Raw genomic sequence first — 15,229 nt, 5'->3', positions numbered from 1 at the left:
TACACGCCCTACGTCGTCGGCTGCGTATTTTGTGTATACGAGCCTGGGTCGGAAACGGGGTCCGCCTTTTACTAACAGCGATCCGCTTCGCGGATCGCTGGCCGGCGGCTTCGCCGCCGGCGGGGCCCGCTTCGCGGGCCAGACCTCCGCTTCGCGGAGGCTGGTGGGTGGCTCTCTCGGCCGCTGCGCGGCCTTTGACCTGGGGTTTTGCCGCTTCGCGGCGTTGGCACCTGACGGCGTTTCACGCCGACAGGTGCTCGGCTGACTGGGAAGGAGCGTAGCGGCCTCAGGTCACCTTGGCAACCCTCTGTGTGGTCTAGACCTCTCGACGCTCGCTCAAATAACGGCGTGACGGCCCGTCATGGAGCCTGCGTCGCCTGATTCTCTCGGCTTTTTCGAGGCATTCTCTGGGCCTTTATCAGAATCTCTTCTTATTCAATCCTAGGGCTTTCAGTCGGGTTTATTCAATAGCCCCGCAGGGATGGGCCCCAAGTCGCGAAGCGACTTTCTGAGGGGCCCGCCGCGAAAGCGGCTGACCGTCAGGGAAGGGTATTTTGTCGCCCCGTGGCCGAAGGCCACTCGGAGGGGCGGCCTTCCCTTTCGGCCCCGCGAAGCGGGGGTGTGGCTGCCCGTGGCCGGAGGCCACTTCAAGGGCAGCTTGTGCCAGCCCGGAGGGCTGTCGATTGGGGCCCCGGTGATCACGCTCCGTAACGCCTGATTCCGGCTTCCATCTGCACAGAACTTCCACACTCCTTGGGCTCCCGGGATGCGGTTTGCCCGGCCGGCGCCGTCCCTCGGGCGCAGATGCCGAGGGGACCGCCCGGCCGGCAGCGGTCGAGGCGGCCCTCGGCAACGCGGAAGGGCGCAGCGGGGGTCGACTTCTCCCCTGCTGCGCCCTGGTCACGGCTCCTGTCTGCCAGCGGATGCGCCGAGCGGCAGCGGGTCCGGCTAGCTCCAGTTCGACCACCAGCCGCGCAGCTCGTCGGGCTCGATGCTGTACTGCGTGCGGATCACGTCGTCGAGGCTGTCCGCCTCACCGTCGAGGACGGCAAGCGTGGCATTGACCATCAGGTTGACGATGTCGACCTCGGGGCCCTCCACGGCACCGCCGAGGAGGTCATCAATGATCATGTCGGCAGCCACGTTGAGTAGCGTCGACACCATGTCGCGGTGGTAGGTGTCGCCGTTGATGATCACCGGGAGCGTCTCGCGGCTGTCGGTGTCGCTCATGTCTTCCTCCGTGGGTTCTCCCCCGGGAAGGTCCGGGGTGGGCCACAGGAGGCCGCGCGGCCCTTGGCTTGGCGGCCTGGTGCGCGCCGAGCGGCAGCGAGGTGCAGGGCCGTCAACCCGGCCGGTGAACGCGCCGACGAAGGAGGCGCCCGGGCGGGCGGTCCGCGAAGCGGACTGGGTCGCCGGTGAACGCGCCGTAGGCGCCCGGCGAACCACCCGCAGGGCCCGCCAGGGCCCGAGGGCGGCCCCTCGGGGGCCGCGTGGCACCCTGGGGACCACCACGGGACCCTTGAAGTGCCTTTGCCTGCTGCTGCGCCCTACCTCTGCGCCCCGGGCATGCCGAAGCCCCCTTGCCGGGGGAGGAGCAAGGGGGCTCGGCGGACTGGGGGTCAGGCGGGGCGTGCTGCGCCGCTCTCAACCCATCCGATCACGGACTTCGCGCGCTTCTCGTCGTGGTCGAGGACCTCAACGAGTCGGTTGGCAAGTTCCTGGGCGAATGCCGGGTCGTCCTGGGTGAGTCTGCGCCAGACCCGGTACGCATCGACGGCCAGGCGCTCAGTGTCGGCCCTCGGGGCGTTCGCCTGGCGTCGGCGCTCAACGGCGGCGAGGGCGATCTCCGCCGCTTCGGCCCAGTCGGCCCCGCGCCGGTAGGTCAGCCATGCCCGGATGCTGAGCAGGTTGACGGTGTGGGGATGGAGCGGGCCGAAGAGCTCCGCGAGCGCGCACTCGACCAGTTCGGCTGTTGCGAGGGCCCCGTCGTAGTCGCCGGCTTCCTGCTGGGCTCGCATCCGGTGGAGAAGCGGGCGGTAGGCGGCCGGCATCGGCTCTTCCCAGTGGCCGGACGGCGCGGCAGGGACCAACGGGATCGTTAGGAGGGGCTCGGTAGGGGTGGGAATGCGCTGGCGGGACGCACGGGGGTCCATAGGCCTGGCGATGCCCGCACCAGGCTGTACGGGGCCGGTCGCGAACGGCCGGTTCGGCGTAGCGCGTGGCTGCGTCGGATCAGGGGCTGGCTGCTGTAGCGGGTAGGCGGCTCGGGTCAGAGGCGCCGGCGTGGGCTGTGCTGGCTGGGGGTGCGGATGGGTGAGGGTGATCGGTGAGCCGACGACCGGCACGATCATGTGCCACACCGACCCGTCAGGTTCCTTGGCGGTGACGCGGACGGGCCGGTCGAGCAGCGCCGCCTTGATCTGAACTTCCCGTAGGGCGGAGATGCGGACCTCGTGCAGGTCTGCGCCTGGCGGGACGGGCACCTCCTCCCCGTTGAGCAGGGCGCCGCCGGCGCTGGTGAGGGTGACGGTGTAGAGGGGCGCGGCGGGGACGGTCGTCGGGTCGATGGTCATCGGTTCTTTCTCCCTTTATCCCCCTGCGGGGAAATAAGGCGGCGCCCATCCAAGGTATTTGGCTCCCCATTTTGTTTCGATTGTTTCGGCGGGGACGATGTCGATGTATCCGGGCCTCAGAATGTCGGTCGAGGCTACTTTTCCGTCTCCGATGTAGACGGCTACGTGTCCGTACTGTCCGCCGGTGTCCCAGTAGACGAGTGCGCCCGGTGGTGGGTTGCGGTCTCCGTCGTGCCGCCAGGCGGCCGGGATGATGTTGCGGTAGTGCTCGATCGCCCAAGCGTGGGTGTTGGTCGGGGGGTTGGTGTACCCGGCGTAGCCCCAGCCGTAGGCAACGGCGGTCGAGGCGAGACACATCGCCTTCCACTTCCCGGGGCCGTTGGCGGCCTCGTTGCGTTCCCAGGCAACGGCGCCGGCGGTGTCGCGGGGATTCTTCACGGTGTCGGGCCAGGCCGAGGCGGAATCGTGGAACGGGGCGCCCGGCTTGCTGGGGGCTTCGGGGAAGCAACTCCCGTTGCCCGTGGTGGCGTTGACGTTTCCGGGGGTTGCCGCGGCAGTGCCGGTGGCTGCGGTGGCGGCGCGGTTGAGGTCGATGCCGGCTTGGGCGGCGATCTCGCGGGCGCCTTGCTCCTGACGGTCGTACAGGGTGGGGTATGCCGAGTGCTGCACGGCCTGCGCCGCCTGGCCGAGGGGCATGTCCTGCCAGTATCGGACGCCGGTCAGGCCGCGGGGGTCGCCGGTGGGAGAGCCGTAGAAGAACATCCGGGCTTGGTAGTCGGGGTGGCCCTTGATCTGGTCGACCGTCCCCCAGCCCATCGACGGGCGCTGCTGGAACAGGCCTATCGAGTCCCTGTCACCGCCGGGCAGGTCGAGCAGCGTGCTCTCCTGGAGCGCGGTCATCAGGCCGATCAGGGTCGCTCGGCCGGGCAGTCCACCCTCTTGAGCTATGCGGTCGATCGTCGTCGCGTTCTCGATTTGCTTGGCGCGCATCGGGCCGCCGGGGTAGTGGGGGGTGCCGCTGGCGCCGCCGGTGGAGCCGCCGTTGCTGCCTCCGGGCAGCGGGGCGCCGGGGGTGCCGAGGCCTCCGCACGGGCTGCCGGCGGCGCTGGCGGTGCCGGTGCCGCCGGCGATCAGGCCGAGCAGTAGCAGGCCGACCATGCCCAGCGCGGCGACGACCGCGACGGCCTTGAGCATCAGGCCGCGGCCGGCGGCCTGCGCGGCGTAGCGGGCGACGTCGTAGCCGTCCATCACAGCCCCAGCAGGGCGGACACCCGCCACTGGCCGTCGTCGGTCTGCGTGACCTCGGCCTGTAGGACGGTGGTCTGCGTGGTGGTGTCGTAGCCGGTCACGGTGATGGTGGCGGTGACCTTGCGCCAGATCCGCAGGGGGGTGTCTGGCGGCAGGCCGGGGTCCGCCGGGGCGAGGGTCACGGCGGTGACCTTCGCCGAGGCCGCGCCCTGGCTGACCAACTTCACGAAGCCGGGGTCGGTGTGCCCTTCGAGGTTGGCGACCAGGGCGGGCGTCAGGTACGGAGCGGCCCTCTCGACCGACGCCTTGTGGTCCTGATCCTTGACGGAGTCGCGGGTGAGGTAGAGCCGTACCGCTTCCTGCGCCACGGCCTCCGGGTTGGTGCGGTCGTGGGTGGGCTCGGGGGTGTCCGGCGCGGTGGTCGTCGGCACCGGCGGCAGCCCGCCGGGGGCGACGGTGGGCGCCGCCGAGGCGGCCGGCGCGGGGCCGGCCGCCTGGTGTCCGCCGCTCGGCCACAGCAGCCGGGCCCCGACGCCGATGCCGAGGATCAGCAGGACGGCGAGGATCGCCCCGGCGGGGCTCACCGGGTCGCGGCGCCGCTGCTCCTCGATCCACGCCCTCGTCTGCTGCTTGCTGGCGTGACGGTGCTCGGCGCGGGCCGCGCGGCGCTGGCGGCGGGTGCCGGTGCGCGCTTCCTCGGGCAGGTCGAACGGCCGGCTCAGGATCTCGCGCCACTCCTGCGGGGTGGGCTCGCGGTCGGCGGACATGGGTCATCCCCTCCTGGTGGCGCGCGGGGTGGGCACCTGCGTGCGGGCGGCGGGTGCCACCCGGCGGGCGGGCGGCGGCGTCGTGGTGCCGCGGCGGCGCGGCGGCCGGTCCGCGACCACGGGCGGGGTGCGGCTGATCACCTCGCCGCGGACGACCCGCGGCTCGCCCGGCAGCGGGGGCGGAGGTGCCTGCCGAAACCCGTACTCCGGGCCGTCGTCGTCGCGTGCGGGCGTCGGCTCGACGGCCGACGGCGCGGTGCGGGCGGGCGGCAGCTCCGGGCGGTGGTGCTCGGCAATGGGCGCGGGCCGGTCCCCCGTTCCGGCGTCCGGGCGGCTCGTTGAGGTGTCGGCGGACAGCGGCGTGCGGGCGGTGCCGCTGCCAGCCGCGGCCGGGATCGGACGCGGCTCCGGACGCGGGAGCGGGCGGGGAGACGTGCGGTGGTCGCTGGTGGTGCTCCCGCTCCCGGTGCGGCTGCCTGCGGGCAGCGGGACGCGGGCGGGCGCGGGGTCGAGCGCCTGGTCCGGCAGCGGTGGCGGGGGCGGCGGGATGGGACGGGGACGGGTGGGCGTCGGAGGTTGACCGCCGCCACCGGAGCGTCCGGTCCCGGTGCCGGTGCCACCGGCCGAGCCAGAGCCGGACCCGTCGCCGGGGCCGCCGCTTCCGCCCTTGTCACCGCCGGGGCCCTTGCCCTTCTTCGGGGTGCCCTTCGAGGGGCGGCGCTTGAGCAGGCGCCCGCCCGCCTTGGTGAGCGCCTGCATCATCATCAGGCCGCCGACACCGGAACTGCTGCTACCGGAGACACCGAAGATCGTCGCAATCGTCCGGCGGAACTTAATCCCGACTACCCCAACTGCGATGGAAATACCGGCACTTGGGAGCCAGCCGTAGGTGCCGAACATCTGCGTGGTCGCGGTCTGCATGCTGAGCACGGCCCCAAGAACGAGGGTGGCGACCGTACTTTCCAACGTGCGGCCGAGCAGCTGGTCGAACCAGGCCATCCCCCACTGCCGGGGCTTCCCGGGGATCACCCACAGGCAGGCAAAAATGACGCCGGTGAGCAGCAGCATCAGGGCGCCGAGCAGCGACGCCAGCGAGGCGAAGCACAGCATCAGCACCAGGACGGCGAAGATCAGCAGGGAGACAAGACAGAAGAACAGCACGGCCAGGCGGGCCGCGGGACGGTGTCCCTGGCGCCACTTGACGGAGGCCTTGCCCACGGCGTCCTGGGTGACGTTGTCCTGGAGCCATTCCTTGCGCTTCTCCGGGTCGTCGCCCTGGGCCATCAGCCCCGGCCCGAACTTGCGGCACGCCTCCAGCGACCCGAACTCGGCCAGGCACCAGGGGCCGGCCACGTAGGCGCGCCACACGCTGTCGGAGGACTTGCGCAGCGCGTCGTCCCTGGGATTTCCGGTGAACTGCGGCGCGTGGTCCATCTGCCACGGGAACGACTGCGTGCCGTCGCCGAGGCCTGCGCTGGTGGCCTGCATGGTGATGCCGGCGCCGACCGTGCGCGCGGTGTCGACGCCGGAGACCCATGCGCCGGGCGAGGTCAGCAGCGAGATGGAGACGACGCCGGACACCGCGACCCACGCGAGTTGGGACAGGCCGCCGTTCCCGCCGCTGCGTTTGTGGTCGGCGAAGGCCACCACGGCGCCGATGGCGAGCGCGGCCGGCAGCAGGGTCTCCGTCAGCCCGGTGGCCGCGCCGCCGATGCTGCGGGTGATGGCGTGCTCCAGCTCCGGGATGCTGGTCAGCGCGAAGAGCCATTGGACGACGACCACGACCGCGCGGCCGATGACCACGATCAGCATCATGCACACGTCGGCGAACGCGCCGAGCGTGCCGTCGAGCACGTCCGAGACGCCGAGGTCGGAGTCCAACTCCCACAACAACATGTTGTTGTAGGTCTCGAACATGGTCGTGCCGCCGCTGGGGATGTTGGTGCTCGGCGACGGCATCAGGTCGCCGATCCCGACCGGGCTGATGTTCGCGGCGTGCGCGGGCATCGTGCCCAGGCACAGGAAGAACATGAACGGGATCAGGAGGTTCCTCAGTCGCGGCACTCTGCTGAGCAGCGGGAAGATGGGGATCACTTCGCCGCCCTCCCGAGGATGGCGGTCAGCTCCGCCGGCGAGGTGATCGCGTCCTCGTGCTGGTCGACCAGCCACCGCCCGTCTTCCTGCACCAGGCGCAGCGCGCGGCGGTCGGTGTCGCTCGGCTTGTCGGGCCAGGTGACGGACCACGTGGCGTAGACCGCCCAGCCGGCCGGGTGGCTTCCGGCGGCGGGGACGGCGGTCAGGTGGCCGGCGTCGACTTTGCCGGTGTCGGCGTAGTCGGGGCCGGTGGGGGTGGTGGTGGCGATCGGGCGTGGGGTGGAGCCGTCCGCGTAGGTGGCCGGCGGAAGTGTGGGCGTCTGGGGGGTGGTGGGGGTGGGCGACCAGTGGTCGACGTTGGCGAGGTTGCCCGCGTGGCTGGTCTCGCAGTCGGCCGGCGTGCCGCCACGGAGTCGTGACGTCATGAGCGGGCAGGCCTTCGGCCAGTCGCCGTGGTTGGCGGCTTCCTGGTATTCCCGGGCGGCCTTGAGGACGGCGGCGGACGGGTCGTCGGCCGTGGTCGTGCCGCCGTCCGAGCCGCAGCCGGCCACCACGAGAACGGCGGCAGCGGCAGCGGCGAGGGCGGCGGCGTGGGTGCGGCGGATCGTCGTCATGCGGTCACCTTGTCCAGGGAAGGGGCGCCGTCGCCGTCACCGGCGGTGGCCTTCGGGGAGGTGTCGAGCCACTGCCGCAGCTCCCAGGACGGGATGTCCCATTGCACGGTGGCTGCCTGGTCGCGGCGGTCCCGGATGATGCAGTGGCCGTGTCGGATCTCGCCGTCCGGCAGCAGGCCGACCGAGCGGATCAGGGCGCGGCTGTGGCGGTCGACGGGCAGGCCGAGCAACTCGGCCAGGGCGTCCTGCTGGCTGGCCGTGGTCAGCTGGAACCCGGCAACCGTGGTCAGTTGCTCGACGACGCCGGTCAGTCGGGCCAGGGACTCCGGGTCCTGCGTGTCCAGGAGCAGGGAGGTCCCAAGCGCGCGGCCAACGCGGGAAATATAGGACAAGAACGCGCTGCCCTCGCGGGTCGCGGTGAGGACGTGCACCTCGGGCACCGCCACGAGTTTCCGCAGGCCGCGCAAATCCCGGCGGCCGGCCGTCGTCACGCCGAACGCCAGCATGCTGTGCATCAGCGCCACGCTGAGTCGCTGGGAGACGTTCCAGTCTTCTCTGTCGGCCTCCGCGTCCGGCAGGCTCAGCCCCGGCATCTGCACCACCCACACGCCGGGCTCCGGGCGCAGCGGGATCGTCTCCTCGCTCGGCCGGCCCATGAACGGCGCGCCGATCCCGGTCTGGGCCAGTTCGTGGAGGGCATCGCCGGTCTCGCGGGCAAGCGGATCGGCGTCGCCTCGCAGGTGCTCGATCACCCGCCACGTCGCCGGCTGGCCCGCGGCCACGATGGCGTTGACCGCGCGTTGGATCGGGGTCTCGGCGCCGCGGGCGCGCAGGTGCGGGGGGATGGCGATGCCGAGTTGGGCGGGGACCTCGATCTGTGCGCGCTCGGCGGCTTCCCCGGACAGCAGGGTGAACAGATCGGCGAACCCGGCGTACTTCGCGCCGGTCTCGACCAGACGGGCGGGCAGGCCGAACTTCTCCGCGGCGACGACCAGCCCGCCAAGATCCCCCTTGAAATCCAAGGCCAAAGTGAACGCGCCGCGGAACGCGGCGTCCAAGGCACTGAGCATCACGGCCGTGGACTTGCCGCGGCCGGATCGGCCGATCATCGCGGTCGTGGTCGCGTCGCCACGGTCGGAGCCGGCCGTGACGTCGTTGCGGAAAGGTCCGGGCGTCGATCCGGTGAGGTAGCCGGCGATCGGCCCTTCGTCGTCGCCGACCTTCGCGCCGCCCCAGAACCAGGACCCGCAGAACGCGACGGCGTCGCGCACGTGGCCGAGGTCGGCGACGCGCAGCCGGTCGCCGGGTTGGGCCTCCAGCCACAGCTCCCGCTGCTCGTCCTCCGCTACGCCCACCTCGATGCCGACACCGCCGTAGTAGGAGACGACGGCGTCCACCCGGGCGCGCAGGTCCGCCAGGCTGACGGTCGAGGTGACGACCAGTCGCGGGTGGTCCTCCACCAGTGTGAGGTCTGCGCGGCGCATGTCACGGGTGAGGCCGGCCATCACGTCCTCGGTCTCCGCGATGTCGCGGCCCGGGTCCTCCGCGGAGTGCTGGGCGGCGCTGCGGCGCTGTTCCTTGGCGAGGCGCCTCGCGGACTCCACGGTCTTGAGCGCGTCGCGCTTGTGTCGGACCGTGAAACGGACGGAGGCCTCCGGGGAGACCGGGAGGATCAGCGCGTCCGAGTCGATGTCGAAGTCGTCGCCTTCGGGTTCCGGCACGTAGCTGATCTCCGCGAGCGCACGCAGCCACTCGCCGGGCCCGGGAACATCCATCTCCTCAGGGAATCCGGTCATGGTCAGGATGGCGGACCACGCGGCGACTTCGCCGTCCGCGCCCACCACCTCAAGGTGATCGGGGTGGGGAAGGACTCGCCCTCGGGTCAGGTTGGCGAGCTGCGCGCCGGTGACCTGTCCGTGGTGCGGGGCGGGGATCGGTGCGGCGCGGTGCTGCTCGCGGCTGATCATCCAGGCCAGTAGCTCCACGCTGGCTGGCTGGGCCTTCCACGGGCTGGCCTCCAGCCGCCGGCCGAGGCGGCGGCTCATGGCGTCCAACTTCGTGAGTTCCCGGCCGCTGACCGAGGCGGAGCCGATCCCGAGGCCGTCCTGCACGGCGCGCCCGGCGCCGCCGCCGGAACGCTCGGCGAGCCGCACCCCGAGCAACAGGTGTCGGGACGGCAGGCCGATCTGCTCCAACCTGCGGACCCTGAGGCCGACCCACGTCGGCCAGTCACCAGCACTGAACAGCGATTCGGCCTCGGTCAGGTAGTCGTCGGCGTGCAGCGGGCTCCACAGCACCCGCAGGTGGCAGTCCATCCCCGAGAGGGTGCGGGACAGGGCGCTGACCGCCTGGTCCAACTCGGCATCCCGGGCCCCCTCACTCATGAGATCGGTGTTGCTGCTGCCCAGCACGTACCAGGCCTCGGCGTGCTGGTCCGTGATGATCAAGCCGTCCGCCAGGGCGGTGTAGCGCGGCGCCGCCGCCGACCGGTCCCCACCCAGGCCGACAAACCGGCCGATCCGCTGCGCGAGTTTCATTCCCATCCCCCTTGCTGTACTGACTAGTTGTCGTGCAGTGCCCTGCGGCCGTACGCCCTGCCCACGGCGTCCGGCCCGTACAGGCGCGGGCTGGCCTCCAACCGCAGTGGCAGGCCCGAGGACGCCGGGATCTGGCCTTCCGGCCCGAGGAAGCGGTCGACCAGGCCGCCGAGCGGGGAGTCCGCGAGCAGATCGAGCCGGGCGCCCCACCGGGCGCGGCGCCCGAGCCACTCCGTGCGGTGCGCCGCGCGCCGGCCCCCGCAGATGATCGGCCGGTGCCCCAGCACCAGGTAGCGGGTCGAGATGGCCCAGCGGGCCAGGTTCCACCGCCGGTCGAGGGTGCGGCTGCGCTGCGCGCCGAGGACGGTGGTCAGCACCGGTGGCAGGAAGTAGAGCGTGAGCGTGTATCGGCCCGGCAGGCCGAGGAGCAGCAGCAGCGGCCCGACCCACAGGGTGACGAGGACCATGCCCAGGATCAGCGCGCGACGTGGCGCGCCCTCGCCGAGGTCGAGCCCCAGCAGCTCGTGCTGCCTGCTCTCCAAGTCGAAATGCCTGGTGTACGTCGTCCCCGTCCGCATCAGGTGTTGCCCTGGACCTTCGTCCAGACCTCACCCAGCAGGGCCACGCTGGTATCCGTGAAGTAGACGAAACCGACCACGATCACGGCGGCCGCGACCGTCGTCACCATCCCGCCCCAGTTCTGCTTTGAGAACTGCCCCACCATGCGGTAGATCAAGAACACCAGGAATGCGTTGCCCGCGACGACGATCAACCACTTGCTGAGTGCGCTTCCATCGGTCAGCGCGAGCTGTACGACGTCCGGTTGGGCCAGGTAGTGCATCAAATCCCCTTCGAGCAGTGCAAGCGAGCGGGACACGGGTGGTCCCGACTCCGGTTACTGGGTGGGACGCCGACGGTCAGCCGGTGGAGCCGCCGACGAGGGCGGAGACCTGCCACGCGGCGGCGGCCGAGCTGGAGACGCGGGTCAGGGTGACCTGGTAGGTCTGGTCAATCGCCGCGCCGGCCAGACCCCAGGTGACGCGCGCGGTGCCGATCCGGTCTGCGCCCTCTCCCGCAGCGATCGTCCACCCGGTCACGGCGCGGAACTCAACTCCGGCGGGCAGCGGGGGCAGGACTGCACCGGGCGCGGTCGCGGCAGGCGCCCCGCCCCCGGCGGTGTACGCCTTGAAGAACGCTTCGATGGTGGGCCGTGTGGCGGTGCCGAGTGCGGAGTCAACGGTGGGGGCGACCGGGCGTTGCAGCACCGGGCCGCGCTCGGGGAGTCCGACCAGGCCGGGCTGGCCGCTGACGACCAGGTGTCCGGCGGTGGCGGTGGCGATGGGCACCTCCAGCGCCACCCACTGCTGGGCGGGCACGGCCTGCGGGGCGGACGGAGTGCCGGCTGCGGCGGGGGCGGGGGCCGCTGCCGAGCGCACCAGGGCGTTGACCCGCACGCGGGCCTGCCCCTGCGAGGCAGGAGTCACCTCGTCGGCGACGACGTCCACCACTTCCTGGCGGCCCTTGCCGTCCCATCCCATCGCCGCGTCCGCGCCGGCGGGCAGCAGGGCGGTCAGTGCCGCGGCTCGTTGCGGCGCGGACGCCTCATCCCATGTCAGGTAGGCACGTGCGAACCGGCCGGCGAGGGCCTGCGCCTGCTCGGTCGGGTAGGCGGCGGCGGTCGATGTCGGCGCCGGCGTCGGGGCGGGCAGGACCTTGGTCGGGGTGATCCACGACCTGATGCCGGTGACGGCGGCCAGGCCGACGACCGTCCACAGCAGCCCGCGGCCGAAGCGGCGGGCGAAGACGGTGCCGGACTTCTCGTCCTGCGCCGTCCACGGGACGGGCGGGGCCGGCGTTGGAGTGGTCGAGGGCTCGGTCCTGACGGCCCCCTGACGACTCGTCCGGGCGGCGAGGTCGAGTCCGGCGCTCTCCCACGGGTTCGCCGGCGATGGCGCCGAGGGCCCGCCGGCCGGTGGGGGGGCCGGCGCGTGGAGGGGCTGCTCGGCGGACGCCGGGGGTTCCGGCCGAGCAGCGAGTTTCCGGAACACCGTGGCAAAGCTGGGCATGACCCGTGGACCTCCCCGTCCCCCTGCGCCACACCTGACGCACAGGTGATCGACCATAGACCGCTCGTAAACGGCTCGTCAAAGAACTTCGTAACGCTTCTGGCGGAACGCTCAGTACCGCGGCATGAACATCTGGACCGGCCCGAGGCGGATAGAGTGCGGCCCACACCGCTTCAACGACGAAGGACTACACCCGGATGCGGATACGTCGAGGTCGACTCCGTGAACTGAGAATGCAGCACGGAATGACCCAATCTCAGATCGCCGAGCTCCTCAACTGCTCACGGTCGACGGTGTCGACATGGGAGACCACGGGAAGACCTCCACGCCCATTCCGCCTGAGAAAACTAGCTGATCTTCTGGGGGTTTCCGTTCGGGAGATCGTGGAGTTCGGAATCCTGCCCACCCTGCGGGAGATGAGGATCGCCGCCGGAATGCGTCAGGCCGATATAGCCAGACGACTACGCGTCCAGACATCGACTTACTGCGACGTCGAAACCGGGCGACAGAACGTTCCGCCGCGATGGATTCCCATTCTGTCGGCAGAGTTCTGCGTCTCAAAAGATTTCCTGCAATCCTTACGCATTCCCCGGGCCACCCCCAAATTACGAACCAAAGCGACTGTCAAACCGTCCCTCAAATCCCCGAAATGTTGTCCCGCGAACAAGCCTTGACGGGCACCCCAATCGGTGGATCCAGAATCCCGGCCGGGGCAACTTGTTGCACACGCCCGGGCCTCCGCATTCCAGCCCGCTTCGAATTATCGCCAGCCCGGCACAATTCCCCGGAGCAGCATCACGCAGGGGTTCCATCGATTTCCCCGCCGAGCTTTGCCCCTACTTTCGACCCTGCCGATCCGAGGTTGATCCTGGCGAACTCGTCAGGGCTCTTCGGAGAGCCGCCCACTTGGAATCCGATACGGCACCCGGCCTACCGGTCAGGCCGGAAGCGAATGGGGCCGGACATGAGGAATGATCCTCTGTCCGGCCCCGCTTCTCATCCCGCTACGCCGTCCTCCGGATTCGCGTCGCCGGCGGGCTTTCGCTGGCCGCCGACCTTGTTGTCCGCCTGCCACTTCTCCCAGGCGGCGAGCCAGGCCCGGAGCTCAGCCTCGGAGTAGTAGGAAGTGCTGCCGTCCGATACGCCCCCTGGCGGCTCGATCCCGCGCTCGACGCCCCGCTTGAAATACGTTCGGCAGGTGGCCGCCTTCCACGGGAGGATGCCCGCCGTGTGCGCCTCGCTCAAGGAGTAGGTCTTGGGCAGCGACTCCTCCACGGAGAGCTCTGGCGCCTCGGCTGCTGTCGCACCGGGTGTCGCATGGGCTGTCGGATCGATGGCTGTCGCACCCTGTGACGTGGGAAGACTCCCACCGATCCCCCCGCCTGCGGGGAGCGCGACAGCTCCCCGCGGCCGCGGCCCGAACTTCCCGCCGGGCAGGAAATCCGCCGTCGCCGCCACTTCGTTGACGGCGGCAAGAGCATCAGCGGTGATCCACGGAGCCATCCCGCCGCCGTCGAACCAGGCCGGTGCCGGCGGGCACTGGGAGAGGTATCGGGAAACATCCGGGGTAATGTAGCTGAGCTGAATCTCGCGGACATAGAGATGGTCCGCCTCGGGGTGAATACGGTTGTCCGAGAAAGCGCCGCGACCCTTTACCGAGACGTCGATGCCGAGTACCGGCGTGCTCTGGCCGAACGCTACTCCCCAGGAAATGCGGTCCTGCTGACCGACCGTGACCCGCGTCCCGATCTGTGCGCGCTCCATGGTCCCGCCGAAATACGCGTTGGCGAATTGCTGCGTGCCGACGACCACCCGGTGATTGGACGACCGGCCTTGCAGAAGAATGATTCCGAGCCAATCGAGGAACGGGGGAACGCCCTTGCCCCGAAGGCCGTACCGCCACCACGTGTAGGCGAGCTTGATAAGGGTCGGCAGCTCATCCACCACCAGGGTGCGCGGAATCAGCGTCGCTTTCAGCGCAGGGTCCGCCCCGCGCTCCAACGCGGCTTCGGCAGCCATCATGCTGACCAGGAATTCAGCGAAGGCCGAGATGCAGGACCGGACGTCCTTGTGGACCCGGATTCCCGAATGGCCGTCAGCTTCGATCAGGCTGTTCCTCTTGGTGTCAAGGATGTCGATCAGCTCACCGTGCATACGGCCGTGAACAACCGGGATGTAGAGAACCGTCGACTTTCCGGAGCCGGTGGCACCGGCCACGCCCCAGTGCGGGGTGGCGGTCTGCGTCTCGATAATCGCATCCGCGAGTTCCAACCGGTCGACGGCGAGCCCGACAAGGACCTTGCGCGGGTCGCCGGTCGGCCGCCACGGAACGGACGCGGGCAGTTTCGGCTTGGCCTTCGGCTTCGGCTTGGGTGTCCACACGACATAGTGCTCACGGGATGTACGCTCCCACCGGGGAACCCACTCCCCGGGAACGCGCTCCTCTACAGCCCGCTCGATAAAGGCTTTCGCCTCCGGCGCGCCCGGCCATTTGATCGGGATACGGAGCACGATCCGTTCACCCTCGGCGGTCACGTCGTCGGGAATGTGCAGCCACCTCTTGTCAGGCTCCGACCCCTCGAATCGCAAGCCTTGACGCATCGCCACCCACAACGCCGGGCCGTAGATTTGTCCATCTGTCCACACCGGCTTCGGTGCCCGCCACCAGCCGAGTGCGGACGGTCCGGTCAGTGCCGCCAGGACGACCGCGCCGCCGACACCCATCAGCACCAGCGGGGTGGTGTGCGGCCACCGCCACCAGGCCCACGCAGCCACCAGCGGCACCAGGCGGACGACCGTGCGGGCAGCATGCGGCCACCGGTGCCAGATCCGCAGCACCCGCCACAGCCCGGCCACCGCCCCCCACGCCCACCGCACCGGCGCCGTCACCGCGAGAGCGACCCGCGCCACCCCGCCGCGCTGCTTCGGCTTGGCCACCACCGCGGCCGGTGCCAGGCCGAGAAGTTCGACCGGGGTCTCGGTGCGGGCATCGTCCGGCGCCGGCGGGCCCGACTTCCACCACCCGGCCGGGCTGCGCTGCTCGCCCACGAGATCCCGGCCGGAGACGTACCGGACGACAGCCCCGATCACTGATCCGATCGCTTTCTCGATCGCCTCGTTGAGTTCCTTCTCCCCCTGCTGGCCCTTGTGCTGACTGGCCACCACGGCAAGCGCCAGCAGCGCCGCCAGCAGCAGCCCGCCCCCGCCCGCCAACATGCCGCCGGACAAGTCGCCAAGCGGGCCGGGCAGCGTCAACTGCTCCGCCACCTCGATCATCCCGTCCCCCTTCCGTCGTCCCGCGCGCTCACGTGCGACGCGCCGTGCAGCGAT

The 15,229-nt window shown here is 70.7% G+C and carries 12 protein-coding genes; 1 reads left to right on the top strand and 11 read right to left on the bottom strand.

What is annotated here, in order from left to right; genetic code table 11:
• Positions 1–948 precede the first annotated feature (948 nt).
• The 10 genes from ACFVUY_RS38275 to ACFVUY_RS38230 all read right to left on the bottom strand — a co-directional run bounded on the left by ACFVUY_RS38275 (position 949) and on the right by ACFVUY_RS38230 (position 11,899).
• Positions 949–1,230 carry a hypothetical protein gene (locus ACFVUY_RS38275; RefSeq protein ID WP_387736721.1) on the bottom strand — a complete coding sequence of 94 codons (282 nt, stop codon included), beginning with the start codon at positions 1,228–1,230 and terminating at the stop codon, positions 949–951.
• Positions 1,231–1,619: 389 nt separating this feature from the next.
• Positions 1,620–2,573 (bottom strand): hypothetical protein, encoded by a 954-nt coding sequence (locus ACFVUY_RS38270; RefSeq protein WP_387736720.1) that lies wholly within the window; start codon positions 2,571–2,573, stop codon positions 1,620–1,622.
• Between the two features lie 15 nt (positions 2,574–2,588).
• Positions 2,589–3,821, bottom strand: a complete 1,233-nt coding sequence (locus ACFVUY_RS38265; protein WP_387736719.1) for a peptidase M23 — start codon at positions 3,819–3,821, stop codon at positions 2,589–2,591.
• Positions 3,821–4,588 (bottom strand): hypothetical protein, encoded by a 768-nt coding sequence (locus tag ACFVUY_RS38260; RefSeq protein ID WP_387736718.1) that lies wholly within the window; start codon positions 4,586–4,588, stop codon positions 3,821–3,823. The genes ACFVUY_RS38265 and ACFVUY_RS38260 overlap by 1 nt, the downstream gene beginning before the upstream one ends.
• Before the next feature lie 3 nt (positions 4,589–4,591).
• Entirely contained in the window at positions 4,592–6,682 is a 2,091-nt protein-coding gene (locus tag ACFVUY_RS38255) for a hypothetical protein (RefSeq protein WP_387736717.1), read from the bottom strand.
• Positions 6,679–7,296: a hypothetical protein gene (locus tag ACFVUY_RS38250; RefSeq protein WP_387736716.1), complete on the bottom strand. Its 618-nt coding sequence runs from the start codon at positions 7,294–7,296 to the stop codon at positions 6,679–6,681. The genes ACFVUY_RS38255 and ACFVUY_RS38250 overlap by 4 nt, the downstream gene beginning before the upstream one ends.
• Positions 7,293–9,833, bottom strand: coding sequence for an ATP-binding protein (locus ACFVUY_RS38245; protein WP_387736715.1), 2,541 nt, complete (start codon positions 9,831–9,833; stop codon positions 7,293–7,295). The genes ACFVUY_RS38250 and ACFVUY_RS38245 overlap by 4 nt, the downstream gene beginning before the upstream one ends.
• Positions 9,834–9,856: 23 nt before the next feature.
• Positions 9,857–10,375, bottom strand: coding sequence for a hypothetical protein (locus ACFVUY_RS38240; protein WP_387736714.1), 519 nt, complete (start codon positions 10,373–10,375; stop codon positions 9,857–9,859).
• A 35-nt stretch (positions 10,376–10,410) separates the two neighbouring features.
• Positions 10,411–10,674, bottom strand: coding sequence for a hypothetical protein (locus ACFVUY_RS38235; RefSeq protein WP_387736713.1), 264 nt, complete (start codon positions 10,672–10,674; stop codon positions 10,411–10,413).
• A gap of 76 nt (positions 10,675–10,750) precedes the next feature.
• Positions 10,751–11,899, bottom strand: a complete 1,149-nt coding sequence (locus ACFVUY_RS38230) for a hypothetical protein (RefSeq protein ID WP_387736712.1) — start codon at positions 11,897–11,899, stop codon at positions 10,751–10,753.
• Positions 11,900–12,096: 197 nt separating this feature from the next.
• On the opposite strand from ACFVUY_RS38230, the gene ACFVUY_RS38225 reads away from it, so the two are divergent.
• On the top strand, positions 12,097–12,573 hold the full coding sequence (locus ACFVUY_RS38225) for a helix-turn-helix transcriptional regulator (protein WP_387736711.1): 477 nt from the start codon (positions 12,097–12,099) through the stop codon (positions 12,571–12,573).
• A gap of 322 nt (positions 12,574–12,895) precedes the next feature.
• On the opposite strand, the gene ACFVUY_RS38220 is transcribed toward ACFVUY_RS38225, so the two are convergent.
• Positions 12,896–15,175: a type IV secretory system conjugative DNA transfer family protein gene (locus tag ACFVUY_RS38220; protein WP_387736710.1), complete on the bottom strand. Its 2,280-nt coding sequence runs from the start codon at positions 15,173–15,175 to the stop codon at positions 12,896–12,898.
• Positions 15,176–15,229 lie beyond the last annotated feature (54 nt).

Source organism: Kitasatospora sp. NPDC058063 (assembly GCF_042885395.1).
In the GTDB taxonomy this organism is placed as follows: Bacteria; Actinomycetota; Actinomycetes; order Streptomycetales; family Streptomycetaceae; genus Kitasatospora; species Kitasatospora lactacystinica.
The sequence above is the reverse complement of the archived record's forward strand: the minus strand, read 5'-3'. Positions and strand labels throughout refer to the sequence as shown.